The sequence below is a fragment of the Prevotella fusca JCM 17724 genome (assembly GCF_001262015.1).
GTDB classification, from domain to species: Bacteria; Bacteroidota; Bacteroidia; order Bacteroidales; family Bacteroidaceae; genus Prevotella; species Prevotella fusca.
Genome location: NZ_CP012074.1, coordinates 735126 through 760918, shown reverse-complemented (window position 1 = coordinate 760918; position 25793 = coordinate 735126). Strand labels below are relative to the sequence as shown.

Here is a 25793-nt window from a genome sequence, read left to right as displayed (position 1 = left end):
CGAGAATGAAATTAGAAAACAAAGAATTCGGTTTTGATAGCTTTGCTTCAGAAATGGCAAGGCTGAAGAATGAGAAGCATTTCGATTACCTTGTAACTGTTGTCGGTGAAGACTTTGGTGCAGAAGAAGGTCTTGGATGTATCTATATTCTTGAGAATACAAATACGCACGAGCGTTGCTCTGTCAAGCAGCTTGCAAAGAAGGTGGAAGAAGAGTCTGTTATTCCTTCTGTCTACAATCTTTGGGCTGATGCTGACTTGCTGGAGCGCGAGGTATATGACTTCTATGGCATCAAGTTCCTCGGTCACCCTGACATGCGTCGTCTCTTCTTGAGAAACGACTTCAAGGGCTACCCTCTCCGTAAGGATTATGACATGGACCCTGCAAAGAACATGTACACTACGGAGGATGATGTTGAACTTGATACTACCACAGAGTGGAATCTTAATAAGAATGGTGAACTCGTCGGTACACAGCGTCCGCTGTTTACTGATGACAACTTCGTTGTGAACATTGGTCCTCAGCACCCGTCTACTCACGGTGTGCTCCGTCTGCAGACAGTTTTGGATGGTGAGACTATTACCAAGATTTATCCGCATTTGGGTTATATCCATCGTGGTATTGAGAAACTTTGCGAGCAGTTCACTTACCCTCAGACATTGGCATTGACTGACCGTATGAACTATCTGTCAGCCATGATGCATCGCCATGCGCTTGTCGGCGTTATCGAGGAAGGTATGGGCATTGAACTGTCTGACCGCATCCTCTACATCCGTACCATCATGGATGAGTTGCAGCGTATTGACAATCACCTTCTTTATACAGCTTGCTGTGCTCAGGACCTGGGTGCTCTCACAGCCTTCCTTTATGGTATGCGTGACCGCGAGCATGTGTTGAATGTGATGGAGGAGACAACCGGTGGTCGTCTGATTCAGAATTATTATAGAATTGGTGGTCTGCAGGCAGACATTGATCCGAATTTCGTCTCAAATGTCAAGGAGCTCTGTAAGTATCTGCGTCCGATGGTGCAGGAGTACCTGGATGTCTTTGGTGACAACGTCATCACGCATCAACGTTTCCGTGATGTAGGTACTATGAACGAGCAGGATTGCATCAGCTACGGTGTGACAGGTCCTGCCGGTCGTGCAAGTGGCTGGAAGAATGATGTCCGCAAGAACCATCCATACGCTGTATATGATAAGGTGGACTTTGAGCAGATAACCTTGACACATGGTGACTCCATGGATCGTTACTATTGTCATATTCAGGAGATTTATCAGAGTCTCAATATCATCGAGCAGCTGATTGACAATATTCCTGAAGGTGAGTTCTATATCAAGCAGAAGCCAATCATTAAAGTTCCAGAGGGACAGTGGTACTTCTCAGTTGAGGGTGCAAGTGGTGAGTTCGGTGCTTATCTGGATTCACGTGGTGACAAGAGTGCATATCGTTTAAAGTTCCGTCCTATGGGTCTGACTCTTGTTGGTGCTATGGATAAGATGTTGCGTGGTCAGAAGATTGCCGACTTGGTGACTACTGGTGCTGCACTTGATTTCGTTATTCCTGATATTGACCGCTAACAAGGTTATCATTAAAGTAATCAATTAAGAATTAAAATCATACTATGTTCGATTTTAGAATAGTAACAACATGGTTCGATGAGCTGCTCCGTGTCACTTGTGGCTTGAGCAACTTCTGGACTGTTCTGATTGAGTGCGTTGTGGTGGGACTGGCAATACTTCTTGCTTATGCTCTGCTTGCTATCGTACTTATCTTCATGGAACGTAAGGTCTGCGCCTACTTCCAGTGCCGTATCGGTCCGGTCCGAGTAGGCTGGTGGGGCACCTTGCAGGTCTTTGCCGACGTGTTGAAGATGTTGATCAAGGAAATCTTTGCTGTCGATAAGGCTGACAAACTGCTTTATTATCTGGCTCCTTTCTTGGTAATCATTGCTTCAGTCGGTACATTCTCCTTCCTTCCTTGGAACAATGGAGCTCATATTCTGGATTTCAATGTAGGCATCTTCCTCGTAACAGCAATCAGTTCTATTGGTGTTATTGGTGTGTTTATCGCAGGATGGGGTAGTAACAACAAGTACTCAGTCCTTTCTGCTATGCGTGGAGCCGTACAGATGATTTCCTATGAGCTTTCATTGGGCATCTGTTTGATTTCAGCAGTTATTTTGACTGGTACAATGCAGGTTTCAGGTATAGTCGAAGCTCAGACTGGTCCTTTGCGGTGGTTGATTGTACAGGGACATGTTCCTGCTACTTTGGCTTTCCTCGTATTCTGTGTTGCTGGTAATGCAGAGGCTAACCGTGGTCCGTTCGACTTGGCAGAAGCTGAGAGTGAGTTGACTGCAGGTTACCACACTGAATATAGTGGTATGGGCTTCGGTTTCTATTATCTGGCTGAGTATCTTAATCTTTTTGTTGTATCAGGTGTTGCAACTACTGTATTCTTAGGCGGTTGGGCTCCTTTGAACATTGGATTAGATGGCTTCGATGCAATTATGAATTACATTCCAGGACTCGTTTGGTTCCTTGGTAAGACATTCGTTGTAGTATTCCTGCTGATGTGGATTAAGTGGACTTTCCCACGTCTCCGTATCGATCAGATTCTGAAATTAGAGTGGAAGTATCTTATGCCGCTGTCACTGGTTATCCTCGTATTGATGACTGTGTGCGTAGCATTTGGTTGGACTATTCACTATTAATGGTTAAAGAGAATGGAAGATAAAAAACAATCATATTTTGGTGAGGTCGGGAGTGCGCTCAAGACACTTGCTACGGGTATGAAGGTGACCATGAAGGAATACTTCACACCTAAATCTACCGAGCAGTATCCTGAGAACCGCAAGACAACCCTTCACGTAGCCAAGCGTCACCGTGGCCGTCTGGTCTTCAAACGTGACGAGGAAGGAAATCACAAGTGTACTTCTTGTACAATGTGCGAGAAGGCTTGTCCTAATGGTACTATCAAGATTCTTTCTGAGATGGTTACCAATCCAGAGACAGGTAAGAAAAAGAAGCAGCTCGTTGATTATGAGTATGACTTAGGTGACTGCATGTTCTGTGAGTTGTGTGTTAATGCCTGCAACTTCGATGCAATCGAGTTTACTAATGACTTCGAGAATTCAGTCTTTGACCGTTCTAAGTTAATTCTTCACCTTGACAAGGAAGTCTATGAAGGTGGTTCACTGCCTGGTCTTATTGACGGTGGTGCTGACTGGAAAGTTGGAACATTCAATACTAAAAAGAAATAAAGGATTAGAGATATGGCAAGATTAATTATGTTTGCGATTCTCGCCGTTGTTATACTGGCTTCAGCCGTATTCTGCGTGTCGACGAAGCGTATCATGCGAGCTGCGACAGCATTGCTGTTCGTTCTCTTTGGCGTTGCAGGTCTCTACTTCCTGCTCGATTACACATTCCTTGGTGCTGTACAAATCAGTATTTATGCTGGTGGTATCACAATGATGTACATCTTTGCAATCCAGTTGGTAAGCAAGCGTACATTGCAGGGACTCTCTGAACGTTGGTTAGGGAAGCGTACTTTCCTTGCTGCCATTATTGCTTTGGTTGGTTTTGGAACAGTAATCTTGGTTCTGTTGAAGAATGAAGTCCTGCGTTATACTGCTGTGGATGGAGATTCTCTGGCAAATGAGGTTACTATGGATATTATAGGTCATAATTTGATGACAGCCGACAAGTATGGTTATGTACTCCCATTCGAGTTCATCTCTGTATTCCTTCTGGCTTGCATCATCGGTGGCTTGGTAATTCTGAATAACAATAAGAAGGAGGAAAGCAAATGATACCAGTAGGATATTTCTTTGTCCTTAGTGGACTGTTGTTCTTTATCGGAGTATTTGGTTTCGTAACCCGTCGCAACCTTGTTGCAATGCTTATCTCCGTAGAGTTAGTTCTCAATAGTGTTGATATCAACTTCGCTGCATTCAATCGTCTGCTTTTCCCTGATGGATATGAGGGTATGTTCTTTACGCTCTTCTCCATCGGTGTAAGCGCAGCTGAATCAGCGGTTGCCCTCGCTATTATCATCAATGTTTACCGTCATTTCCACAGCGATCAGGTGAACAGTATTGAAAATATGAAATTATAAAAAGAAAACAAATATGTTTGATTACGCATTTTTGATACTTCTTCTCCCGTTCCTGAGTGCTATTGTGCTTGGTTTGTTCGGAATGAAGATGCCTCGCAAGGTCGCTGGTATTATCGGCACCTGTGTGGTAGGTACGCTATTTGCGCTTAGTCTCTACACTGCTTACCGCTATTTCTTCTATACTGGCGAATTTACAGCAATGGGCGAGACCTTCAACGTAACTGATGGTCGTTTGGCAAATGGTGTATATCCAACTGTTACAGTATTCAACTTCACATGGTTGAAGTTTACAGAACTTCTGACATTCAACATAGGTTTACGCCTTTCTCCTATCAGTGTAATGATGTTGATAGTCATTACTACCGTCAGCTTCATGGTTCATATCTATTCATTCGGTTATATGGCTGAACGTGATGAGAACTATGAGTTTGAGGAGTATGAGCATGGATTCCAGCGTTTCTATGCTTATCTGTCACTCTTTACGATGTCCATGCTTGGACTCGTAGTGGCAACCAACATCTTCCAGATGTATCTGTTCTGGGAATTGGTAGGTGTATGTTCTTATCTGTTGATTGGATTCTATTATCCAAAGCATACAGCAGTACATGCCAGCAAGAAGGCGTTTATTGTTACTCGTTTTGCTGACTTGTTCTTCTTGATTGGTATTCTGTTCTTCAGCTTCTATGTAGGGACATTCAATTATGACCTCAGTGTCAATCCCGGTCTCTCTGAAACATTGAGGGGATTGGCTACTAATCCAGAGTCTGCATGGGTACTTCCAACAGCTCTTTTCTTGATGTTTATTGGTGGTGCAGGTAAGTCAGCTATGTTCCCCTTACACATCTGGTTGCCAGATGCCATGGAAGGACCAACACCAGTATCTGCTTTGATTCATGCCGCTACGATGGTTGTTGCCGGTGTATTCCAGGTTGCATCACTGCTGCCAATCTACGTACAGTTTGGTGCACAGGAACAACTTCACTGGATTGCCTGGATTGCAGCATTCACAGCCTTCTATGCCGCAGCAGTGGCTTGTACCCAAAGCGACATTAAGCGTGGTCTGGCATTCTCGACAATCTCACAGATTGCCTACATGCTCGTAGCACTTGGTGTTTGTTTCTATGACAGCAAGAATGGTTCATTCAACAGTCCAGAATATCTCCACCACGGTGGTCTTGGTTATATGGCAGCAATGTTCCACCTCTTCACTCACGCTATGTTCAAGGCTCTGCTCTTCCTTTGTTCTGGTGCTATCATAGTTATCATTGGCAGCAACTTCAAGGAGTATATGGGTGGCTTGCACAAGTACATGCCGATTACAAACATCTGCTTCCTGATCGGTTGTCTGGCGATTGCAGGTATCCCTCCATTTGCCGGCTTCTTCTCAAAGGATGAGATTATCTCAGCATGTAATGCCCTGCCGGGTGTTGAAGGTCAGGCTTTGAAGTGGATTATGACCCTCGTAGCTGGTATGACAGCGTTCTATATGTTCCGTCTTTACTATGTTATCTTCTGGGGCGAGTCTTACTATGAGCAGGACCCAGAGAACCGTCGCCGTCCACAGGAAGTTCCTTTCGTAATGTGGGGTCCATTGGTATTCCTTGCTGCCATCTCTGTCTGTGCAGGCTGGATACCATTCGGTCATTTTGTAAGTGCCAATGGTTTGAACTATGATATCCATATTGACTGGAGCATTGCTACTACCAGTATCATTGCAGCAGTTATCGGTATTGCTCTTTCAACCTGGATGTATGCAGGCAAGAAACAGCCTGTTGCTGACGCTTTGCAGCGTACATTCCCACGTTTGCACAAGGCTGCCCTCAACAGATTCTATATTGATGATGCATGGCAGTTCTTCACACACAAGATTGTGTTCCGTTGCTTCTCTATTCCAATAGCATGGTTCGACCGTCACGTTATTGACGGCACATTCAATTTCATGGCTTGGGGTACACAGGAGGCTGGTGAGTCTATCCGTTCATGGCAGAGTGGCGATGTCCGTCAGTATGCTGTATGGTTCATCACCGGTACTGTAGCATTAACATTAATATTACTTTGCTTGATTTAAAGAAATGAGTTGGATATTAACTGTATTTGTAATTATCCCCGTCCTGATGCTCTGCGGCCTGTGGGTTGCCAAGAACGATAATCAGGTACGTGGCGTGATGGTAGCCGGCTCTACGGCACTTTTGATAGGTGCAATCTGGCTGACTGTTTATTTCGTTCAGCAGCGCAACGCAGGTAATCATGATGCGATGCTGTTGGCAAATTCCGTAATGTGGTTCAAGCCTCTGAACATCGCCTTCTCGGTAGGTGTGGATGGTATCTCTGTCGTAATGATTCTGCTTTCTGCAATTATCGTCTTCACAGGTACATTTGCCAGCTGGCAGCTTGAGCCGATGAAGAAGGAGTACTTCCTCTGGTTCGTACTCTTGTCTTCAGGTGTATTTGGTTTCTTCATCTCTACGGATATGTTCACAATGTTCATGTTCTATGAGGTTGCGCTTATTCCAATGTACCTCCTCATCGGTGTATGGGGTACAGGTCCAAAGGAATATTCTGCAATGAAACTTACACTGATGCTTATGGGTGGTTCTGCTCTCCTGGTTCTCGGTATCCTCGGTATCTATTACTTCAGTGGTGCTACCACTATGGATGTGACAGAACTGGCACGTTTGCACGCTATGCCAAAGGATGTTCAGAACATCTTTTTCCCATTGGTATTCATCGGTTTCGGTGTACTTGGTGCGCTGTTCCCATTCCACACATGGTCTCCTGACGGTCATGCTTCAGCCCCTACAGCTGTATCAATGCTCCATGCAGGTGTATTGATGAAACTCGGTGGTTATGGCTGCTTGCGTATTGCCATGTTCCTTATGCCTGACGCTTTGGAGATGTGGGCTCCAATATTCCTCGTGCTGACAACTATCTCTGTAGTATATGGTGCACTTTCAGCTTGTGTGCAGACCGACCTGAAGTATATCAACGCCTACTCTTCAGTTTCACACTGTGGTATGGTGCTCTTCGCTTTGGTTATGACCACACAGACAGCTATCACAGGTGCAATCCTCCAGATGCTTTCACACGGTTTGATGACAGCTCTGTTCTTTGCATGTATCGGTATGATTTATCATCGTGCAGGAACTCGTGATGTGCGTTACCTCGGTGGCTTGATGAAGGTTGTTCCTTTCCTCGCAGTATCTTACGTTGTGGCAGGTCTTGCCAATCTTGGTCTGCCTGGTTTCTCTGGCTTCGTTGCCGAGATGACAATCTTCGTAGGTTCATTCGAGAATGCAGGTACATTTCATCGTGTAGCAACAATCATTGCTTGTACAGCAATTGTTATCACGGCTGTTTATATCTTGCGAGTAGTAGGAAAGATTCTTTTCCAGGCCATTCCAAACAAAAAGTTCTACGAGCTGCATGATGCAACATGGGACGAGCGTTTCTCTATCGGTGCACTCATCTTCTGTGTTGCAGGTCTGGGCCTTTTCCCACTGTTCTTTGAGAATATGATTATTGATGCGGTTCATCCTATCTTTGATCACATTATCACGTATGTACCAAACTTGGGTAATCTTTAATAAACTGGCGAAATGAATTATAGTGATTTCTTTAAGATGATTCCGGAGGCAAGTCTCGTTGCCATCCTGATTGTTTTGTTTGTTGCTGACTTTGCAACGGCAAAGACTGAAGAACGCAAGTGGTTCAATCCGCTGGCTTCTGTATTCCTGCTTCTGAACACGTTTGTGTGCCTCTATCCAATGGAGCCACAGAATCTGTTTGGTGGTATGTATGTAACAACCCCTGCTGTCAACGTAATGAAGGCAATCCTTTCTATGGGTACCTTTATTGTTGTGGTTCAGAGTCGTGTTTGGGCTGCAAAGAGCGGTAAGGAAGGCGAGTTCTATATGCTCATCGTTTCAACACTGCTCGGTATGTTTTCCATGATGAGCGCAGGCAACTTCCTTATGTTCTTCCTCGGTCTTGAGATGGCATCTGTGCCAATGGCATGTACTGTTGCCTTTGATATGTACCGTAAGAACTCTGCGGAAGGTGCAGCCAAGTTCATCTTGACAGCAACATTCTCAAGCGGTGTGATGCTCTATGGTATCAGCTTCCTTTACGGTCAGTTCGGTACACTTTACTTTGCTGACATTGCTACAAAGATGGAGGCAACTCCATTGGCAATCATGGGACTCGTGTTCTTCTTCAGTGGTCTTGGCTTCAAGATTTCCCTTGTACCATTCCACTTTTGGACAGCCGACACCTATCAGGGTGCGCCGACAACCGTTACCGGTTATCTGAGCGTCATCTCAAAGGGTGCTGCAGCGTTCACGTTGCTGAGCATTCTCTTCCATGTCTTCGGTGGCATGATGGAGTACTGGCACGTATTGCTGATGATAGTTGTAGTCCTTTCTATTACCATTGCCAACCTCTTTGCTGTACGTCAGAGTGAGTTGAAACGCTTCATGGCGTTCAGCTCTATCTCACAGGCGGGTTACATCATGCTGGCAGCTATCGGTAACGATTGGGCAAGCTCTGTTGCTGCTCTGAGCTATTACGTCCTGATTTATGTTGTTGCCAACATGGCAGTCTTCACGATTATCTCTGTTGTAGAGCAGAACAATGGCGGCAAGACCAATATCGACGATTACAATGGCTTCTATCAGACTAATCCACGTCTGAGCTTCCTGATGACTTTGGCGATGTTCTCACTCGGTGGTATTCCTCCGTTTGCAGGTATGTTCTCCAAGTTCTTCATCTTCATGTCTGGCGTCAATGGTGCCGACATTAACACAACAATGGGAGCGTGGGCATACGCAGTTGTATTCATCGCATTGCTCAACACGGTTATCTCACTCTATTATTATCTCAAGATAGTAAAGGCAATGTATATTGTCCGTACAGACAGTCCGTTGCCAACCTTCAAGAGTGACTGTAACACAAAGTTTGCATTGGCAGTCTGCATGGCAGGCATCCTCCTCTTCGGTGTATGCAGCTTTGTTTATGAGTGGATTGCAGCAGCAGTTTAATAAGCTCATTGTTATTAAATAATTAATATAAATCGCTCAAGGATTTCAGTTAATCCTTGGGCGATTTTTTGTTTATGATGATTTCTCATAATTACTGTTTTTAATGGATGTGTTGATGATAAGTACCTATTGTGCTGACGCTCATCACATCTGGTGTTGATGGTAAACACCAATAGTGTTGAGTAGTAAACATAGCTCAGTATGTTGTCAGAATTGAAGCAACTTTTTGTTAGAAATGAGTTTTATAGCCAAAAGTAAATAAACTAAGAAAGAGAATTTTCTTGTTAGTTGCCGTAATTTGTTCTTTTGTTACTATGTTTTTAGAGGTTCTTATGTCTTTCTTTAATTTATTGTCTTACACTTTGTTTAACGTGAAAAAACTTTACATATTTTCTTGTATGTACATCTAAAAAAACAAGATAAATGCGTTTTTATTCATTCTTGTAACTATCAGATAATTAAACTATTACAAGAGGGTGCAATAAAAGGTGCTTAATTGAACTTCAAAAGGGCGTTAGTTAGACCTCAAAAGGGCATCTTTTGCAAGCTAAAAGGGCATTAATTGGAAGCCCAAAGAGCATCAATTAAATTTTATACATGATTTTATTTCAACAAAATATCGTCTTTATGTTTCTAATGATAGTACAAGATAGAATTATGAATTTAAAGTAAAATCTAAATAGATAGTCTAATAAAAAAAGACAGACTCAATTAAAATCAGAGAGTCTGTCTTTATTTGTATTGGGAAACTGTGTAATTCTGTTAGAATGGTAAGTCATCTGTGGAATTTTCCTCTGGCTGTGCAGGAGGGAATGGAGTTGCCTGTGGAGCTGCTGCAGGAGCAGGTTGTGGGCTAACTGGAGCTGCTGCAACAGGTGCGCCAGCCATTGCAGCCGTAGCATCTACGCGCTGGATGTTCCATGCACGGATGTTGTTGAACCAACGACCGTTGTATTCATGTGCATCAATGTCGAAACTGACATTGATCTCTTCACCAGCCTTGATGGCAAACTGGTCAATTCTGTCGGCACCAAAAATGTTGAAAACCATCTTCTTCGGGTACTGGTCGTACGTCTCAATAACATACTCCTGTGACTTCCATGGGCCTCTGGCAGAAGTTCCTTCTCGTGCAGGAAGGACTGCGATTACTTTTCCTTGTAAATCCATTTATCTACTTGTTTTGGTTATTTTATTACTTTAAACTGTTTGCGAAATTACTAAAATAGTTCTAAAAACCGAAACTTTTATACTTAATTTTTGTTTTTCACGTCCCTTTTTTGTATTTTTGTACGATGAAGTTGAAAGACGATAATGGACAAGTTCCAGCCGTCTGGATACGGGTAAATAAAAATATTAACTAAAATACATACTAATGAGATTTAACCTTTCAAGCACTGCATTGAGCAGCCGGTTGTTGACTCTCTCTCGAGTAATTAACAGCAAGAATTCTCTGCCTATTCTGGATTGCTTCCTGTTTGAGGTTCATGACGGACAGCTTACAATTACGGCATCAGATAGTGAGAATGTCATGCGTGGAACATTGAATCTTGAGAGTTGTGAGGGCGAGGGCGATTTTGTAGTGAACAATCATACGATTCTTGATGCTGTGAAAGAACTCCCTGAGCAACCGCTCACACTGGACGTGAATATGGATGAGATGAGGATTTATGTTACCTATCAGAATGGTTCATATAACTTCCCGATTCTTGGTGCAGACGAGTATCCAAAAGCTCAGTCAGTATCTGATAATGCTACAACCATAACTCTACCGGCAGAGAAACTCTCAGACAGTCTGACACGTTCACTCTTTGCAACAGCACAGGACGAGCTTCGTCCTGTGATGAACGGTGTTTATTTTGACTTGAAGGAGGACTGCCTTGCAGTCGTAGCCAGTGATGGTCATAAGCTCGTGAGAAACAAGAATTTCTCTATCAAGAGTGATAATCCTGCTGCTTTTGTCCTTCCTAAGAAACCAGCATCATTGCTGAAGAATGTGCTTTCAAGGGACGGTGGTGACGTTATTATCCGCTTCGATGACCGTTCGGCAGAGATTTCTTTTGCTGAAGGAAACCTTGCCTGCCGCCTGATAGAAGGTAAATACCCTAATTACAACAGTGTAATCCCACAGGACAATCCTAATCAGGTTACGATTGACCGCAAGTCATTGATTGGCGCTTTGCGTCGTGTCCTGCCTTTTGCAAGCGACTCTTCACAGCTGATTCGTTTTCATGTTTCTACAGGTTTGCTTGAACTGAACGCTGAGGATATCGACTTTGCTACAAGTGCCAAGGAGAGTGTTACCTGCGAGTATGGCGGCAATCCTATGAGCATTGGCTTTAAGGGTTCAAGTATGCTTGACATCTTGAATAATCTTGAGGGTGATGATGTTATTATCCAGCTGGCTGACCCATCACGTGCAGGCGTAATCGTGCCAGGCACACAGCCGGAGAATGAGGACATTCTCATGCTGATTATGCCGATGTTGTTGAGCGATTAACGAACATTAATTAGATAGATTTTATCGGGAGGATGGCTGTGTATCTTCTATATAGCCATTCTCCTTTATGATTATAGAGGGTTATACACAAACGTATGAAACTGAATTTGACAAAGCCTTTGGTCATTTTTGACTTGGAAACTACAGGGCTTGACCTTGTTAACGACAGAATTATTCAGATTTCTTTCATCAAGGTTTATCCTGATGGAAAGGAAGAAAGAGAGAATATCTTTATCAATCCAGGAAAGTCGATACCTGCTGAAGTAACGCTGTTGACGGGTATTTCAGATGCTGACGTGGCTGATGCACCTACCTTCAAGCAGAAGGCAAAGGAGCTGACTGACAGGTTCACGGGCTGTGACTTCGCCGGATTTAACTCTAATCGCTTTGATGTGCCGATGCTCGCAGAGGAATTTCTGCGTGCAGGTGTTGACTTTGATTTCTCAAAGTGTCGTCTGATTGATGCACAGAACATCTATCACAAGATGGAACGTCGCAATCTTGCTGCTGCCTACAAGTTCTATTGTGGCAGGAAGATGGAAGACGACTTTGAGGCACACAGGGCTGACCAGGATACGGAAGCTACATGGCGTGTGCTGCAGGGTGAGCTTGAAATGTATGCACCTGGCAAGCAGGAGGAAGAGGATCGTGTGCTGAATAACGACATGGACGAGCTCGCCGAGTTCTCACGCATGAATGACTTTGTTGACTTTGCGGGTCGTATGATATGGTGTGATATGACTGACAAGGATGGCAATGTGCTGCTTGATGCTGCAGGGAAACCACGTCGGCATGAAGTATTCAACTTTGGTAAGTACAGAGGTTGGGATGTAGCTGAGGTATTACACAAGGATCCAGGATATTACAGTTGGATGCTTGCAAGTGACTTTACATACAACACAAAACAGGTGTTGACACGTATCCGTCTGAGAGAGTTCAATAATAAATAAGGTGATGCTGAAAGGAAAGAAAATAGTATTAGGCATAACAGGTTCCATTGCGGCATATAAGAGTTGTCTTATTATCCGTGAACTGGTAAAGAGTGGAGCAGAAGTGCAGGTGGTCATTACGCCTGCTGGTAAGGAGTTTATAACCCCTGTCACACTGTTTGCACTGACAAATAAACCTGTTGTCAGCGAATTCTTCTCACAGAAAAACGGCACGTGGAACTCTCACGTTGACATCGGACTATGGGCAGATGCTATGGTCATTGCACCTTGTACTGCTGCAACGTTGGGAAAGATGGCGAACGGAGTAGCTGATAATATACTTGTCACTACTTATCTTTCAATGAAAGCACCGGTCTTCATTGCACCTGCAATGGATCTGGATATGTATAAGCATCCTTCAACATTGAGGAATATAGAGGCATTGCGTAGCTTTGGAAATCATATCATTGAGGCGGGTAGCGGTTTCCTTGCCAGTGGTCTGGAGGGGAAGGGTAGGATGGAGGATCCTGAGAATATTGTAAAGGTCTTGGATAACTTCTTCTCCGCTTCGGATGAGAAGCAATCTGTAACAGAAGATTTAAAGGGTAAAAAGATTCTTATTACGGCTGGTCCTACATACGAAAAGATAGACCCTGTACGTTTTATCGGTAACTATTCATCCGGTAAGATGGGCTTTGCCTTAGCTGAAGAATGCAGCCGACGCGGTGCAAAAGTAATTCTTGTAGCAGGTCCTGTAAGCCTTGCTTGTTCTGATAGTATTCAGCGAGTTGATGTTGAAAGCTGCAAGGAAATGTATGAGGTGACGATAGGGGAGTTTCCTGGATGCGATGCTGCGATACTCTGTGCTGCCGTAGCTGACTTCCGTCCCAGCGAGATTGCTGCTCATAAGATTAAGCGTGAGGGGGATGATTTGTTGCTAAAGCTGAAGCCGACACAGGATATTGCTGCAACTATAGGCAATATGAAGGGAGAGCGGCAGCGCATTGTAGCTTTCGCCTTGGAAACAGATGAAGAAGAGAACAATGCCCGAAAGAAACTTGAGAAGAAGAATGCTGATTTCATTGTGCTGAATTCAACAAGGATTCCGGGAACAACTTTCCAGTCGGATGATAACCAGATAACGATTATCAATAAAGAAGGTAGGAAGAGTTATGCTAAGAAACCAAAGACAGAAGTGGCTCGTGATATTATTGATGAGCTTGTTTCTGTTCTCTAAGGGAGAACTGTCTGCACAGGAATTGAATGCAAAAGTAACCGTGAATCATAATCAGATTCAAGGCACGGATGCATCGGTCTTTGAGAATCTACAGCAGACTTTGGAGCAGTTTATAAATACTCGTCAATGGACTCATTATCAGTTTCAAAGAAACGAACGTATAAACTGCAACTTTAATATTACCGTAAACAAGTATGACCCTGGTAGCAACATGTTCACCTGTTCTGCTTTGATACAGGCGAATCGCCCTGTGTACAATGCAGCTTATACTTCAACGCTCTACAATAATCAGGATGGTGACTTCAACTTTACCTTTGCTCAGTATGACCAGATTGAGTTCAATGAGGAGAATATCGATAACCAACTGACGGCATTGATAGCCTATTATGCTTATCTTATCATAGGATTAGATCTTGATTCTTTTTCCCCTATGGGGGGCGAAGACATCCTGCAACGTTGTATGATTCTGACGAATAATGCGCAGAACCTCAGTTTCACGGGGTGGAAGGCTTTTGATAATTCACGTAACCGCTTTGCTATTATCAACGATTATCTTGATGGAGCCATGAAACCTTTCCGTCAGTTGCAGTATGATTATTACAGAACAGGATTGGATGAGATGGCAAATAATGCTGAACGTGGCAGGACAAATATAACGACAGCCTTGGAGAACGGACTGAAGAAAGCGCATGAGAATCGTCCTATAAGTATGTTGCCACAGATATGGACAGACTATAAGAAAGATGAACTGGCTAATATTTATAAGGGAAAAGGTACGCAAAAGGAAAAGGAACTGGTCTATGACATTCTCTTTGGAATCAATGCCAGCCAGAATATTACATGGGAGAAAATCAAGCAATAGTAGCCTCATTACACCGCAATACGTTCATATACCTTAACTTCAACTATAATAATTGTCAGATATGCTGAAACATCTATATATAAAGAACTTCACATTAATAGACCAGCTGGATATTGCTTTCCACTCGGGGTTCTCGGTGATTACTGGTGAAACGGGTGCGGGAAAGAGTATTATCCTTGGTGCAATAGGTTTGCTGTTAGGCAATAGGGCTGATAGCAGGCAAATTAAACAAGGGGAGAAGAAATGTACGATTGAAGCTCATTTCGACCTCTCTAACTATGGCTTTGAGCCTTTTTTTGAAGAGCATGACATTGATTTTGAACCCGATGATACAATCGTCCGCCGTGAGTTGACGGCTACAGGCAAATCACGTGCTTTCATCAATGATACACCTGTATCACTTCAGATGATGCGTGCATTGGGCGAACAGCTTATAGATATTCACTCACAACATCAGAATCTGTTGTTGCAGAAGGATGATTTTCAGCTGAATGTTGTTGACATCATTGCCCAGAATAATAAGGAACTGACGGCTTATCGTTCAGCTTATCAAGACTATAAAGAAGCAGAACGACGCCTGTCAGAGGTGAAGGAGCAGATTTCCAAAGCACAGGAAAATGAAGAATTTATGCGTTTCCAGTTCAGCGAATTGGATAGTGCAGGGCTGATAGAAGGCAGACAGGAGGAACTGGAGCAGGAGAGTGAAACACTCTCTCATGCAGAAGATATCAAGACTGCTTTCTATGAGGCTGATAATCTGTTGAATGATGATGACAACGGAGTTATCCGCAAGCTGGGACAGAGTCTGGATAGCCTTGGAAACATCGAGAAGGTTTATCCAAAGGCACAGGAACTCGCACAACGCTTATCGTCAGTGCATATAGAATTAAAGGATATAGCAGGCGAGGTAGGTAGTGAAGTTGAGAATATCGACTTTGACCCCTCTCGTCTGGATAACATCAACCAACAGCTTGACCTTTTGAATGCACTTGAGCAGAAGTTCCATGTTTCTACAGAGAAAGAATTGATAGATATTCGTGATAATATAGCTGAACAGCTGAAGAATATTGATAACAGCGATGAGGAGCTGGAATTGCTGGAGCAGGAGGTAAAGACGAAACTGGCAGCCTGTGAAAAGCAAGCTGAGAAGTTGACGGGGCTCAGACGCAAGGCTATCAAGACTGTTGAGGAGCAGATGAGTAGCCGACTTATACCACTGGGCATCCCTAATGTTAGGTTTAAGGTTGAGTTGTCGCCTAAACCTTTGTCATTGGATGGTGCTGACAAGGTCCAGTTCCTTTTCTCTGCTAACACAAGTACGGCTATGGAACCAGTTGCACAGGTGGCTTCAGGTGGTGAGATTGCACGTGTGATGTTGTCATTGAAGGCTATGGTAAGTGGGGCTGTAAAGCTGCCAACGATTATCTTTGACGAGATTGATACAGGAGTGAGTGGTAAGATTGCTCAGAAAATGGCACTTATCATGCAGGAAATGGGTAATAACAATCGCCAGGTAATTTCTATTACTCATCTTCCACAAATTGCAGCTTTGGGTAGTTCACATTATAAAGTTGAGAAAGAGGAGACTGTAGAAGGAACTCGCAGCCACATGTGTGAATTGAATAAAGAACAGCGTGTAAGCGAGATTGCCCAGATGCTTTCGGGTGCTGACGTCTCTGACGCTGCTTTGCAGAATGCCCGTGAATTATTAGATTTAATCAAGAAGAAGTAATATGCCTTACTAAAATATACAATGAAAGAAAGAATGAACATGAAACTGAGAACTTTAATTTTGATCATTGCCCTCGTACTGGGTGTTTCGAATAGCATTTTCGCTCAGCCTGGTGCTGTGAAGAAAGCAGCGAATGCTGCCTTTACATTGACAACCTTTAAAGCAGACGGCAGTATTCAGGCAACTTCAAATGGCGTTTGTATCAGTGCGGATGGTATTGCCGTAAGTCCTTGGAAACCCTTTATAGGGGCTGATAAAGCTGTTATTATTGATGCAAAAGGGCAGAAACACGACGTGGAATGTCTGCTTGGAGCCAATGAGATTTATGATATAGCAAAGTTCCAAGTGAGTGGGAAAACCACCGCTGCTCCTTTGGCAAGTGCCGTTCCTGCTGGTGAAGAAGTATGGGTTACTCCTATGACACAGAGTGGCAGCGCAGTAAAAGCTAATGTGTCAAATGTTGAGAAGTTCATGGATAAGTACAACTATTCTATTCTGGCTTCTTCTGCAACTGATAAGTTAAATGGTTCACCTGTCTTTAACGCTAAAGGACAGGTTGTCGGTCTGTTCAATACATCAGGTGATTCACAGAGTGCGACAGATGCAAATTATGCTAAAGACTTTATTCTGAAAGGATTGTCACAGAATGACATGACCCTTCGACAGAGTGGTATTCGCATAGGACTGCCCAACACCATCGAGGAAGCTGTTGTGGCTCTGATGCTCTCTTCTGAGAAACCAGCAAATGTTCATGAAGCTGTTATCAATGATTTTATTGCAAAGTTCCCACAAGCAAACGATGGGTACTATGCGTTGGCGAACATGCAGATTGGAAAGGGTGAGATAGCCAATGCTGACAAAACATTACAGACTGCTGTTGCGAAAGTTACGGCAAAGGATGAAGCACACTACAACTACGCCCGTCTTGTTTATCACAATACAGTTCTTCCCGTGCTTGAAGAGAATACCAAGGCAGCAGGATGGACACTTGATAAAGCCTTGGACGAAATTCAGAAAGCTCAAACTGTGAAAGCAAATGATGCCTATCGTCACCTTCAGGCACAGATTATCTTTGCAAAGGGTGATTATGCAAAAGCCTACAGTGAGTTTGATGCACTGACCAAGACTAAGTTCAATAATTCTGAACTTTATTTGGAGATGGCGCAGAGTCGTCAGCACTTGGGAGCTACTGATCAGGAAATTCTCGACTTGCTCAATAAGAGCATCGAACTTTGTGACACACCATACGTGTCAACTTCTGCACCTTATTTCTATACACGTGGTCAGCAGTTGGAGAAGATGGGGGAGTATCGTAAAGCGGTGCAGGACTATTATACGTATGAATATTTTAATCAAGGACGCCTTGGAGCAGCTTTTTATTATATGCGGGAACAGTGTGAAGTGAAGGGGCGCATGTGGCAGCAAGCCCTGCAGGATATCCTCATTGCATCACGACTTGACCCTAAAGAAGCATTATATCCAACAGAGGCTGGTAGCCTCCTCTTACGTCTGAACAAGGTAGATGCTGCTATCAGTGCTGCTCAACAAGCAATCCAGCTTGATGCATCTCAGCCTGATGCTCATCTTATTCTGGGTATTGCACAATGTGAAAGCAAACAGAAAGAAGAAGGTCTCAAGAATATTCAAAAGGCTAAGGAACTTGGCAATGCGCAAGCTGACACATTCCTACAGAAGTACAAATAAACTATATTTGATAGTTTGGTGGCACGAAATTTGATGGAACGGAATTTGGCAGAACCGAATAAAATCCGTACCTTTGCACCCGCATGATGGTTCCGTAGCTCAGTTGGATTAGAGCAACAGCCTTCTAAGCTGTGGGTCTTGGGTTCGAATCCCAACGGAATCACTCAGAATTTAAAGAGGAATATCCTAAAGGATGTTCCTCTTTTTTGGTTCTTCCGTTAAATGCATGGAATTGGAAATAGAATAAAGGCTTATACGCTTGCATGGTATGACTATCCAAAATAAGATGGTCTCACAAGGGGGGATAAACTACAATATAAAATGCAGAAAAGGCAAATGAGTACGATGTCTACCCGTTACTATGTCTTTCAGTCTTCTATGAACAACTTATTCCCGTGTCAATCGGAGTCTGTAAACTATTTTCATGCAACTCAAAACCAATATATGCTCTATTGGCTTCTAAAAGACGCCCAATTGACTTGCAATAGATGCCCTTTTGAGGTCTAACTAACGCCCTTTTGAAGTCCAATTAAGCACCTTTTCTTGCACGGCTTTATAACTAACTGATTTCCTGTTGGTTGCGAAGTTGCTTTTTTATGCGTATTTTTGCCTTTATCTGTAGATGTTTTATCCGGAATTATGTCATGATTTTTCAATCTGTTGTCTGCGCTTTTCAAAGTATTGACATGAAAAGGTTTTCTGTGTCGGAGGATGATAATAAAAAAGACAGCCAAGACTGTCTTGGCTGTCTTTTTGTATAATGCATAACTTCGGTTCTTTTGTTAAAGCTATTATACGAAAAGTGTCCACTCATTTAACGGATGAACCTCTTTTTTCTTGTTATCAACGTTCTTTTGTTCTTCTGATTTTACAAAATATCAATCAGAAATAGCTTTCAAACATAAAAAAGACCATTAAAAGTCAAATTTGCAACAGTCAGACAATCAGATGATTACAAAACACGGTGACAGAAGTAAAACGGGCAAGACTATTCGGATAAAGATATATAATCATAGAATTTTAGTATGCTGTTGATGATTTTCTCTTGTGATTATCTGAAATTAGCAAATAATTTCGTATATTCGCATCTGTTTTATTTATACAAAGGCTAAAGTAAAAGTTGATACAGAGCGAGAGACGATAAACTACAAGAATCCTTGATATTCAGAATTCTGTTGGTAGACAATAAAGATATAAAGACATTACATTCATGAAAGAATTAATATGCCCCAACTGTCATAAGGCATTCACTGTCGACGAAGCTGACTATGCCTCCATCGTTAATCAGGTTAAGAACACAGCATTTAATGAGGAAGTTGACCGTCGCATAGCAGAACTTCGTGAACAACACAAAGCAGAGCAAGCCTTGGCTACAGCTAAGACGGAACAGTCTTTCCAGCACCAACTCTCCAAGAAAGAGATTGAGATAGGTGCCAAGGATGCAGAGATTGAACGCCTGAAGAGTGAGAAAGAAAATGAACTCACAAAGTTGAAGAGTGCACTCTCGGCTGAGATAGAAGTTCTTAAAACACAGTTGGAGAATATCGCTGCACAAAAGAAGAACGAGTTGACTATTGCTTTGGCAGAGAAAGACCAGCAAATTTCAAGGCTCAACTCAACCATAGAACAGAATGACTCTAAGTTGCAGCTTGCGATTATGGAAGAGCGTAACAAAGCTCAGAAGGAAGTTCAGGCAAAGGATACGGAAATCTCTCAACTTCGTTCTGCTGCCGAACTGGAGAAGCGTGAGGCACAGCTTCACGAGGCATCACTCATCCAACACCATGAGAACGAACTTCGCATGAAGCAGGAACAGGTAGACTACTATAAAGACTTGAAAACCAAGATGTCTACCAAGATGGTTGGTGAAACACTGGAGCAACACTGTAGTATTGAATTCGATCAGTATATTCGCCCCATGATGCCTAATGCCTACTTCGATAAGGATAATGATGCAAGTGATGGCACAAAGGGTGATTTCATTTTTCGTGCTTCAGAAGATGGTGCAGAGTATATATCCATTATGTTTGAGATGAAGAATGAGATGGATACTACTGCCACCAAGCACAAGAATGAAGATTTCCTGAAGAAACTTGATGATGACCGCAAAAAGAAAGGCTGTGAGTTCGCTGTATTAGTCAGTCTTCTGGAAGCTGATAACGAGCTCTATAACACAGGAATCGTAAACAAGAGTCATCTCTATCCGAAGATGTATGTTATCCGTCCGCAGTTCTTTGTACCATTCATCAATCTACTTGTACAGACATCGAAAAAGAGTTTGGAGTATAAGAAGCAACTTATTCTTGCACAGAGTAAAGAAGTGGATGTCACCAACTTTGAAAGCAAGATAGAAGACTTCAAGTCCAAGTTCGGTCGTCATTATGAGCTTGCCTCCAAGAAATTCAATGATGCCATTAAGGATATTGATGCTACAATTACCAAACTTCAAAAGATACGTGAGGAACTTGTCGGTAGCGAGAACTATCTACGCCTATCCAACCAAGATACTGACGACCTCACCATACGCAAACTGACCTACAAGAATCCAACGATGAAAGCTAAGTTTGATGAAGCACGTAAGAACAATCAGATAACAATGGAATAACAGTTAAAAATTGATAGAAATGAAATTAGCAGAAGCATTGGCTATCCGCAAGGACAAGCAAAAGAAGATAGAACAGCTCAAAAGCAGAGTGTTGAACAATGTTCGTATTCAGGAGGGTGACATTCCTTCTGAAAACCCAGCGGAACTGATGGGGGAGATGGATGCTTGCTTGAAAGACCTTTTTGCTCTGATCTTCAAGATTAACAAGACGAATATGAACACCGTAAGCGAAGGGCGAACCGTTACAGAGATGATGGCAGAACGTGATGTGCTTTCTATGCGTGTCACTGCTCTTCGTGATATATTTAACAAGGCATCCGAGTCTCAAGACCGTTACAGCCGGTCGGAAATCAAACTGGTAACTACAATAGACATCAAGGCTTTGGGCAAACAGATTGACGAACTGTCTAAGCGACTACGCGAACTTGACATGAAGATTCAGGCTCTGAACTTCACAACCGAATTAATAGAGTAGTATTCTGTGTTGTAAGAAGTTATCATAAAGATTTTTTGGTGTAGTCTTATTATGTTGTAGGTGTGAGCTGAAAACCAATTTAGCATCAGAGTACGGGGTTTCTGAAGATCATTCGCAGGTAGCATTTCCCAGCACATAATGTCTAAAAGGACCGTACGGTGTACATAGCATTTTGCATATAGCATTACCATAAGCTGACTATAACATATCTGACGAGGGTGGGATGTGGGATTTTTTATCGTCATCAGGGTAGTTGAGAACAGGAACTGCCAATAAAGGGAATGTTCTTTAATCGATGAGTAAATCCAGATAAATAATATTCATTGATAAGTATATTTATCATAATCCCCATTAGCGGGAATCCTTCCATTATAAAAATTCCTTTCTGATAATCTTTATCCTCATAGGACACCATAATGGTTCCTTCCGTCTTCAGTATAAAATCTCCAGCGTCCTGTCCTGTTGGAATTCCTTTTGTCTTTTTTAATAACTAAAGTTTCCCACCCTAATAAATAGATAGGAAAATAACAGTTTGTCGAATTTTCTTTGTAAATTAGTAATCGCTAAAGAACTGATTTTAAAGACAAAACAACAAAACTGTTATGGAAGCAAAAATAGAGAAAATAAGCGAGTTGTCCAAGCTTTTGAGTGTTAAAAACCGAATGAGTGATGATTTATTTCATCTTTTTGGCAAGTTTGGCATCGGTCACCTGTTATCTCGCCTGTCATTGGAGAAACAGGACGGGGTCTGCGCTTCGGAGTTGATTCTTTCTCTTTGCCTCTTCCGCATTGTCTGTGAGAGCATCCACCGCATATGCAAGCATAAGATATATGAGCTTTCAAATCATGCCAAGAACTGTTTCTATCGCATGATTAAGGGGTGGGAAACTTTAGGTATCTAAGTCTAAGTCCTTGCCCCACTTCCTTAATAATGGGAATAGGTATAGAGTAATGAACCATGCTCGAATGCCAAGCGGAAGTCACCTATACCGACACAGGAATATCTAAAAGGAAGATTCTTATATATAAGACCTCCACCTAAAAATCATATTCCTTTATTCCTATTGAGTCTGAAGAAAGTGGATAAGTCCGTCTATCTATTTTGTATTTTTCTATCTTAGCAATTAGTTCATCCCCATGACTATAATATGAATTAAGCATAAAGCTGTTATAAGCTATTCTGCCAATAACGAAAACAAAGATTGACAATAAACACATAGCTATAAGTTTCTTTTTCATTTCATGTCTTCGCTATCAAAATTAAACACATCTTGGCGAGCAATGATTCATGCGCACAGCATAGTCCTGCTGCCAAACCTCCTCTGTAGGTTCATCATCTGCAGATCATCACGCTACTTGTCATTAGTCACACTTTGTCTCCTTGGCGTTAGGAAGCAGAACGGTCATCACCTGCCCGACAGAGGGCATAGCTGCCCAAACTCAAATCTTACAGACAAGAAGGAATTTCAATAGATTTTGTACCTTCTATTATTTCTGGTGGCGCTTGAGGTTTGAATACCATTAATACCAAAGATTTTTCCTTGATAACATCATCTAATAAAAAAATATCCTCATCTATCAGACATGACAAGTTTGTCAAGAATTCACAAATCGTATTGTGAATATTCAAACTGTCTACAAATCTTGCATCAATATCCATTTCTAACTGTTCTGCACTATTTAAGTACCACCTAAAAACAGGTTTTTTGCATAAGAAAAGAGTGATTATCTCATTACAAACATCATGCTCTATATCTTCTGCAATACCTTTAAATCTCTCTTCCATAGAAACCAAAGATGTTTGACAGATATAGTTATAAATAGCTTTCAATGCACCATTTTTAAGGTGCAGAGCAATTATATCTCTGACATAATCGTCATTTGAATAGTATATGTTTTTTTTTATTTGATACCAGTTCATAACATCATACTAATACGTATGCTTACTCATTCCTCCCAGCTTAGCCTTGTTGAGTTTCGTCAGCGACGTTGGGTTGGCAGCATTCGTGATACCGAGGATATTATCTACAGCATCATAGCGATACTTGTTTTCCATCACAGTCTGACTATCCGCCGTAAGGTTCATCACCTGCAGACATTCACGCTGCTTGTCGTAGGTATAAGGTGGTTTCCGTGCCATTGCCGAGCTTCGTATAGACCGTATGACCTTCCTTGTCGTAACCTATTATATCAACAATAACGCTCTGACGTCCCTGTTTATTGCTCGTAAGACTCTCAACCTGTCAAGTATGTATTGAGAGAACTAACTTATTTATAAGTTATTCGTACGCTATCTACATAATACACAGAAGGAAAAGGTTCCTTTAGCAAAAAACGTACTACGATATGATTGATAACCGAATCTCCGTAAATCTGATATAGATTATCTGATTCTTGAGTTGTTGGTATTTTATGCTTACTTCCTTTACATTCTATTTCGATTCCACTACTGGACCACCTCCCTTCAGTACCCGTTGGAATATAAAACAATATCGGGAGTTGTTTGGTGAGATAACCTTTCATGTTTCTGCTTCGCAGATCGCATATGCTATAAAAGATAAACCAAATAGCAAAAAACGCACAGCCTACAACATAAGAGTAGTAATGCAGTTTATTCTTTATTTTAAGTATTATATAAGAAAATAAAAAGATCAAAATATTTAATGATATCACATAGAAATACGTATCTATAATGATATTTCCTCCCATATAGAGTAGTATCAACAGCCCCGCTAAGGCCAAGAAATACCAAGTTGCTTCTTTATTTAATATTTTTTTTAGATTCATCATCTCTTTTTTTTTATAAATTACACTTCCAGCTCTTGAACCTGCATTCGTCCCTATACTATTGAATTAAGGAGTTATATAGACATTTGAAAAAAATACCTTCTTTATATTGCCGACAGATTCAAGGACCAAATGCGAATTTACTTAATCTTTTTGTGAGAAACAAATTCTGGGCTTCTAAAGTTCAATTTTTCTCTTGGGCTATTGTTTCTATATAAGCAATGTATCAATCTTGTGTTTTATATAGAACCTTTTTGCATGAACACATGACTTTACTTTTGAGGCGCACAGCCTCCATCACAGAAACCCCTGATGTTTTTTATAGTTGGTTGTCAACTATTATACGCCAAAGAATATCAAACTTAATATTGAATGTGCAAGAAGATTATTACATCTATTAGATGTGTTTGTTTTTGTAAATAAAATTCTAATGCCGAAAAATAAAAGATGGGTCTTCCGGATTTTGGAGTGATAATAATTAGTTATTAATAATCAACTACTTACACCATTGCTCATATATGTTAAACCCTTTATATACGGAGAATTATAATCATAATGTGCTAATTAGTAGTGCAGGAGTTACTATAACTTATAAATTCACTTCATTTAGTCTAAATCCATTATTAATGAGAAGGTTATGAAGAGATTTTTATCTCAAAATTTGAGTATCATTCATTGGTTATTACTCCAAATGTCGGATGAACCTAAAAGATGCCCTTTTGCATTTGAATTAAACCTTAATTGACGTCTAACTAAGGCTTAATGAGATTTAAAGGGCGTTGGTCAAAAGCCAACTAAGCACCTTTTCTTGTACACCGCAGTAATTAACTGATTATCTGACTGTTGCAAACCTAAACTTTTGTGATGCTTTTTGTGTGCTATAAAGTAATGTTTATCCAAGAATATGTAAATATATTTCACAAGCCTTGATTGTTTTAATGACGATAGATTTTATACTATGCAAAACTGTTCCTTTACTTCTAAACTACAACAAAATCAGTTACCTGAAGAATAATTAAAGAAAAAATGATAGGCAGACTTTTATGTATTCTACAATTACTGATTCATGTTTGTCAATATTATCTGATCCGTATTCTCTAATCTTATGTGTGTGAGATTAAAGTTTAAATAATACGAATAATTTTCCATTGGAAATTTGGTAGAAAACAAAATAATACTTATCTTTGCATCGTTTTCCACAAGAAACAAAAACGACAATAGCAAACCGACTAGTAATATAGCCTCGGTAATCTTAAAGATAACATAGTATAAAGTATGAAACGTACAGCAACATTCGTAGTAGCTATTATGGCACTCACACTGACAGCCTGCAAAGCAGATAGCAAGGCTGGCAAGGAGGCTGCACAACAGAGGGGCAGTGCTACGGCAACAGAACAAACAGAAGTTAATAACCAAAATGATGGAAAGGAAAAGAATATGAATGTAAAGGAAATGAACGCAGAAATGTTCAAGCAGAAAGTGATGGATTATGAGAAGAACCCAAAGACTTGGGAGTTCAAGGGTGATAAGCCTGCCATCATTGACTTTTATGCAACGTGGTGTGGTCCTTGCAAGGCAACGGCACCCGTTCTTGAAGAAGTAGCGAGTGAGTATGCCGGAAAGATTGATGTTTACAAGGTTGACGTTGATAAACAGCGTGAGCTGGCAGCTCTCTTCGGTATCCGTTCAATCCCATCAATACTCTTCATCCCGAAGAATGGCGAACCTACAATGCAGTCAGGTGCTATGAACAAGCCTCAGTTTGAGGAGGCTATCAAATCTGTCCTGCTGAAGTAAGTTCCAGGAT

21 protein-coding genes, 1 tRNA gene and 2 pseudogenes are annotated in these 25793 nt (G+C 41.7%); 19 read left to right on the top strand and 5 right to left on the bottom strand.

Going from position 1 to position 25793, the window contains the following annotated elements; translation table 11 throughout:
* Positions 1 to 5 precede the first annotated feature (5 nt).
* From ADJ77_RS03100 to ADJ77_RS03065, 8 genes are read left to right on the top strand one after another with little or no spacing between them, the layout of a single operon-like run.
* The gene (locus ADJ77_RS03100) at positions 6 to 1580 is read left to right on the top strand and encodes an NADH-quinone oxidoreductase subunit D-related protein (protein WP_025078415.1); all 1575 of its coding nucleotides are present in this window, start codon (positions 6 to 8) and stop codon (positions 1578 to 1580) included.
* Positions 1581 to 1624: 44 nt separating this feature from the next.
* Positions 1625 to 2716 (top strand): NADH-quinone oxidoreductase subunit NuoH, encoded by a 1092-nt coding sequence (gene nuoH / locus ADJ77_RS03095; protein WP_025078416.1) that lies wholly within the window; start codon positions 1625 to 1627, stop codon positions 2714 to 2716.
* A gap of 12 nt (positions 2717 to 2728) precedes the next feature.
* Positions 2729 to 3265 carry a 4Fe-4S dicluster domain-containing protein gene (locus tag ADJ77_RS03090; protein ID WP_025078417.1) on the top strand — a complete coding sequence of 179 codons (537 nt, stop codon included), beginning with the start codon at positions 2729 to 2731 and terminating at the stop codon, positions 3263 to 3265.
* A 12-nt stretch (positions 3266 to 3277) separates the two neighbouring features.
* Positions 3278 to 3817: an NADH-quinone oxidoreductase subunit J family protein gene (locus ADJ77_RS03085; RefSeq protein ID WP_025078418.1), complete on the top strand. Its 540-nt coding sequence runs from the start codon at positions 3278 to 3280 to the stop codon at positions 3815 to 3817.
* On the top strand, positions 3814 to 4122 hold the full coding sequence (gene nuoK, locus ADJ77_RS03080; RefSeq protein ID WP_004360908.1) for an NADH-quinone oxidoreductase subunit NuoK: 309 nt from the start codon (positions 3814 to 3816) through the stop codon (positions 4120 to 4122). Before ADJ77_RS03085 ends, nuoK begins: the two co-directional genes overlap by 4 nt.
* 13 nt (positions 4123 to 4135) lie before the next feature.
* Complete coding sequence (locus tag ADJ77_RS03075) at positions 4136 to 6190, top strand: NADH-quinone oxidoreductase subunit 5 family protein (protein WP_050696007.1); 2055 nt, start codon at positions 4136 to 4138, stop codon at positions 6188 to 6190.
* A gap of 4 nt (positions 6191 to 6194) precedes the next feature.
* A complete protein-coding gene (locus ADJ77_RS03070; RefSeq protein ID WP_025078419.1) occupies positions 6195 to 7706 on the top strand; it encodes a complex I subunit 4 family protein in 1512 nt (503 codons plus the stop codon).
* A 12-nt stretch (positions 7707 to 7718) separates the two neighbouring features.
* Positions 7719 to 9158, top strand: coding sequence for an NADH-quinone oxidoreductase subunit N (locus ADJ77_RS03065; protein ID WP_025078420.1), 1440 nt, complete (start codon positions 7719 to 7721; stop codon positions 9156 to 9158).
* Between the two features lie 762 nt (positions 9159 to 9920).
* Here ADJ77_RS03065 and ADJ77_RS03060 read toward each other — a convergent pair.
* The gene (locus ADJ77_RS03060; RefSeq protein ID WP_025078421.1) at positions 9921 to 10325 is read right to left on the bottom strand and encodes a DUF3127 domain-containing protein; all 405 of its coding nucleotides are present in this window, start codon (positions 10323 to 10325) and stop codon (positions 9921 to 9923) included.
* Positions 10326 to 10530: 205 nt separating this feature from the next.
* Here ADJ77_RS03060 and dnaN point away from each other — a divergent pair, with 205 nt between their 5' ends.
* The 10 genes and pseudogenes from dnaN to ADJ77_RS03010 form a co-directional block, all read left to right on the top strand.
* Entirely contained in the window at positions 10531 to 11655 is a 1125-nt protein-coding gene (dnaN, locus tag ADJ77_RS03055; protein WP_025078422.1) for a DNA polymerase III subunit beta, read from the top strand.
* Positions 11656 to 11750: 95 nt separating this feature from the next.
* A complete protein-coding gene (locus ADJ77_RS03050; RefSeq protein WP_025078423.1) occupies positions 11751 to 12605 on the top strand; it encodes a 3'-5' exonuclease in 855 nt (284 codons plus the stop codon).
* Between the two features lie 4 nt (positions 12606 to 12609).
* Positions 12610 to 13821: a bifunctional phosphopantothenoylcysteine decarboxylase/phosphopantothenate--cysteine ligase CoaBC gene (gene coaBC, locus ADJ77_RS03045; protein WP_025078424.1), complete on the top strand. Its 1212-nt coding sequence runs from the start codon at positions 12610 to 12612 to the stop codon at positions 13819 to 13821.
* Positions 13799 to 14683 carry a type IX secretion system protein PorD gene (gene porD / locus ADJ77_RS03040; RefSeq protein ID WP_025078425.1) on the top strand — a complete coding sequence of 295 codons (885 nt, stop codon included), beginning with the start codon at positions 13799 to 13801 and terminating at the stop codon, positions 14681 to 14683. Before coaBC ends, porD begins: the two co-directional genes overlap by 23 nt.
* A 61-nt stretch (positions 14684 to 14744) precedes the next feature.
* Entirely contained in the window at positions 14745 to 16415 is a 1671-nt protein-coding gene (gene recN, locus ADJ77_RS03035; RefSeq protein WP_025078426.1) for a DNA repair protein RecN, read from the top strand.
* A gap of 21 nt (positions 16416 to 16436) precedes the next feature.
* Positions 16437 to 18119: a serine protease gene (locus ADJ77_RS03030; protein WP_025078427.1), complete on the top strand. Its 1683-nt coding sequence runs from the start codon at positions 16437 to 16439 to the stop codon at positions 18117 to 18119.
* Between the two features lie 88 nt (positions 18120 to 18207).
* Positions 18208 to 18282 (top strand) — tRNA-Arg (locus ADJ77_RS03025).
* A gap of 1047 nt (positions 18283 to 19329) precedes the next feature.
* Positions 19330 to 20724 (top strand): DUF2130 domain-containing protein, encoded by a 1395-nt coding sequence (locus ADJ77_RS03020; protein ID WP_025078428.1) that lies wholly within the window; start codon positions 19330 to 19332, stop codon positions 20722 to 20724.
* A gap of 19 nt (positions 20725 to 20743) precedes the next feature.
* Positions 20744 to 21199: a DIP1984 family protein gene (locus tag ADJ77_RS03015; RefSeq protein WP_025078429.1), complete on the top strand. Its 456-nt coding sequence runs from the start codon at positions 20744 to 20746 to the stop codon at positions 21197 to 21199.
* Between the two features lie 602 nt (positions 21200 to 21801).
* A pseudogene (locus ADJ77_RS03010) lies at positions 21802 to 22074 on the top strand (IS4 family transposase); the annotation flags it as partial.
* A gap of 163 nt (positions 22075 to 22237) precedes the next feature.
* On the opposite strand, the gene ADJ77_RS03005 reads toward ADJ77_RS03010, so the two are convergent.
* The 4 genes and pseudogenes from ADJ77_RS03005 to ADJ77_RS02990 form a co-directional block, all read right to left on the bottom strand.
* The gene (locus tag ADJ77_RS03005) at positions 22238 to 22438 is read right to left on the bottom strand and encodes a hypothetical protein (protein ID WP_025078431.1); all 201 of its coding nucleotides are present in this window, start codon (positions 22436 to 22438) and stop codon (positions 22238 to 22240) included.
* 208 nt (positions 22439 to 22646) lie between these two features.
* Positions 22647 to 23120, bottom strand: a complete 474-nt coding sequence (locus ADJ77_RS03000) for a hypothetical protein (protein ID WP_025078432.1) — start codon at positions 23118 to 23120, stop codon at positions 22647 to 22649.
* A gap of 12 nt (positions 23121 to 23132) precedes the next feature.
* Positions 23133 to 23442: pseudogene (locus tag ADJ77_RS13170) on the bottom strand (hypothetical protein); the annotation flags it as partial.
* A gap of 25 nt (positions 23443 to 23467) precedes the next feature.
* On the bottom strand, positions 23468 to 23989 hold the full coding sequence (locus ADJ77_RS02990; protein ID WP_025078434.1) for a hypothetical protein: 522 nt from the start codon (positions 23987 to 23989) through the stop codon (positions 23468 to 23470).
* Between the two features lie 1272 nt (positions 23990 to 25261).
* Here ADJ77_RS02990 and trxA point away from each other — a divergent pair.
* Complete coding sequence (gene trxA / locus ADJ77_RS02985) at positions 25262 to 25783, top strand: thioredoxin (protein WP_025078892.1); 522 nt, start codon at positions 25262 to 25264, stop codon at positions 25781 to 25783.
* Positions 25784 to 25793: the final 10 nt, after the last annotated feature.

Excerpts from the sequence above, each read along its gene's own strand:
- ADJ77_RS03100 (WP_025078415.1), top strand. The coding sequence starts at position 6 with ATGAAATTAGAAAACAAAGAATTCGGTTTTGATAGCTTTGCTTCAGAA.
- nuoH (WP_025078416.1), top strand. The coding sequence starts at position 1,625 with ATGTTCGATTTTAGAATAGTAACAACATGGTTCGATGAGCTGCTCCGT.
- ADJ77_RS03090 (WP_025078417.1), top strand. The coding sequence starts at position 2,729 with ATGGAAGATAAAAAACAATCATATTTTGGTGAGGTCGGGAGTGCGCTC.
- ADJ77_RS03085 (WP_025078418.1), top strand. The coding sequence starts at position 3,278 with ATGGCAAGATTAATTATGTTTGCGATTCTCGCCGTTGTTATACTGGCT.
- nuoK (WP_004360908.1), top strand. The coding sequence starts at position 3,814 with ATGATACCAGTAGGATATTTCTTTGTCCTTAGTGGACTGTTGTTCTTT.
- ADJ77_RS03075 (WP_050696007.1), top strand. The coding sequence starts at position 4,136 with ATGTTTGATTACGCATTTTTGATACTTCTTCTCCCGTTCCTGAGTGCT.
- ADJ77_RS03070 (WP_025078419.1), top strand. The coding sequence starts at position 6,195 with ATGAGTTGGATATTAACTGTATTTGTAATTATCCCCGTCCTGATGCTC.
- ADJ77_RS03065 (WP_025078420.1), top strand. The coding sequence starts at position 7,719 with ATGAATTATAGTGATTTCTTTAAGATGATTCCGGAGGCAAGTCTCGTT.
- ADJ77_RS03060 (WP_025078421.1), bottom strand. The coding sequence starts at position 10,325 with ATGGATTTACAAGGAAAAGTAATCGCAGTCCTTCCTGCACGAGAAGGA.
- dnaN (WP_025078422.1), top strand. The coding sequence starts at position 10,531 with ATGAGATTTAACCTTTCAAGCACTGCATTGAGCAGCCGGTTGTTGACT.
- ADJ77_RS03050 (WP_025078423.1), top strand. The coding sequence starts at position 11,751 with ATGAAACTGAATTTGACAAAGCCTTTGGTCATTTTTGACTTGGAAACT.
- coaBC (WP_025078424.1), top strand. The coding sequence starts at position 12,610 with ATGCTGAAAGGAAAGAAAATAGTATTAGGCATAACAGGTTCCATTGCG.
- porD (WP_025078425.1), top strand. The coding sequence starts at position 13,799 with ATGAGCTTGTTTCTGTTCTCTAAGGGAGAACTGTCTGCACAGGAATTG.
- recN (WP_025078426.1), top strand. The coding sequence starts at position 14,745 with ATGCTGAAACATCTATATATAAAGAACTTCACATTAATAGACCAGCTG.
- ADJ77_RS03030 (WP_025078427.1), top strand. The coding sequence starts at position 16,437 with ATGAAAGAAAGAATGAACATGAAACTGAGAACTTTAATTTTGATCATT.
- ADJ77_RS03020 (WP_025078428.1), top strand. The coding sequence starts at position 19,330 with ATGAAAGAATTAATATGCCCCAACTGTCATAAGGCATTCACTGTCGAC.
- ADJ77_RS03015 (WP_025078429.1), top strand. The coding sequence starts at position 20,744 with ATGAAATTAGCAGAAGCATTGGCTATCCGCAAGGACAAGCAAAAGAAG.
- ADJ77_RS03005 (WP_025078431.1), bottom strand. The coding sequence starts at position 22,438 with ATGAAAAAGAAACTTATAGCTATGTGTTTATTGTCAATCTTTGTTTTC.
- ADJ77_RS03000 (WP_025078432.1), bottom strand. The coding sequence starts at position 23,120 with ATGAACTGGTATCAAATAAAAAAAAACATATACTATTCAAATGACGAT.
- ADJ77_RS02990 (WP_025078434.1), bottom strand. The coding sequence starts at position 23,989 with ATGATGAATCTAAAAAAAATATTAAATAAAGAAGCAACTTGGTATTTC.
- trxA (WP_025078892.1), top strand. The coding sequence starts at position 25,262 with ATGAAACGTACAGCAACATTCGTAGTAGCTATTATGGCACTCACACTG.